Consider the following 1,243-nt stretch of genomic DNA (forward strand, 5'->3'; position numbering starts at 1 on the left):
TGGCGATTAACGCCGTCGCCTGAAATAAAATACTGCCCTGGGAGCGAATGGTTAATGCGCCGCCACTGTTCAGCCGGCTGGCGTGTTGCGTAAAGCGCTCAATATTCCCCTCGCGAATAAATTCTTGTCGCGATTCAAAGCGAATATTCCCACCCGCGGAAAGCCACATATCACGGCCGGATGTCAAACGGGTTCCGGCAGTCAGCAGGTTGCCTGCGGCAACTAAAGTGAGATGTTGAGCCGCGTTGACGGCGCCGGTGGCATAAAGGGCGTGTTTATCGCCATCATTAATCGGCGAATATTTCTGGGCAGAGAACACTAAATCCCGGCCGGCGTTAACCGAGATATTCCCCTGCGTCGAGGTTAATCTCGCCATCCCCGCGATATCGCCCCCCGCACTGAGTTGCAGGTGATCACCCGCCGTCACTTGCGTGCTTAATTCGGATAAATCAACCGGGGTCATTCGTTCTTTTAATTCAGCGAGTTTGTCTAATCCATATGATTCGGATAAATAAAACAGACTCTCTGACGCCTCCGGCGTATTAGGACGAGACAGATCAATATCGTGACCCGCACTAAGCATAACTTGTTGCCCGGCACTGATTCGCGCTCTGCGCAACATTAAATCATTTCCCGCCAACAGATGAATATTGCCCGCAGCGTTCAATTGACTTCGACTGGCATTCAAGTTACGGCCCGCACTTAAGGTCAGATTGTGTGATTTATTTAACTGGGTTCCGAAGAGATCCAGATCGTTGCCGGCTGAAATGCGCAAATGATTATCGGCCGAAATTGAGGGTAATAATGTATCAGACTGATTCCATCCCATGTGGATGTCGCCTTCATGCACCAGCAGCTCTACATTTTCCCCCTTTAACTCGGCCTGACGGGCGGTGATATCTTTGCCCGCAATCAGTGTCAGATTGTTATTCGCCGCTAATTTAACCCGGTCGGCAGCAATTTCATGACCCGCATTTAACGTCATGTTGTTGGCTTTATCGAATAAAATACCCTGGAGATCCAGTTTGTGACTCGCGAACATCTGCACATTATTGCCGGCCGAAATACGCGAATTATCCCCGCCCATCGGCATCCTGATATCACCTTCGCGCGCCAGAAGCTCTACATTTTCCCCTTTCAGCTCAGTTTGACCGGCAGTGATACCGTTGCCCGCCCTGAGGGTCAGATTGTTATTTGCCGCTAATTTAACCCGGTCGGCAGCAATTTCACGACCGGCATTTAA

At 50.5% G+C, this 1,243-nt stretch carries 1 protein-coding gene; it reads right to left on the reverse strand.

From position 1 onward, the window contains the following. Positions 1-1,243, reverse strand: a 1,243-nt coding sequence (locus KZ793_RS22470; protein ID WP_225817288.1) for a hemagglutinin repeat-containing protein, incomplete at both ends; no start/stop codon positions are given.

The organism is Photorhabdus antumapuensis (assembly GCF_020387775.1).
GTDB lineage: Bacteria > Pseudomonadota > Gammaproteobacteria > Enterobacterales > Enterobacteriaceae > Photorhabdus > Photorhabdus antumapuensis.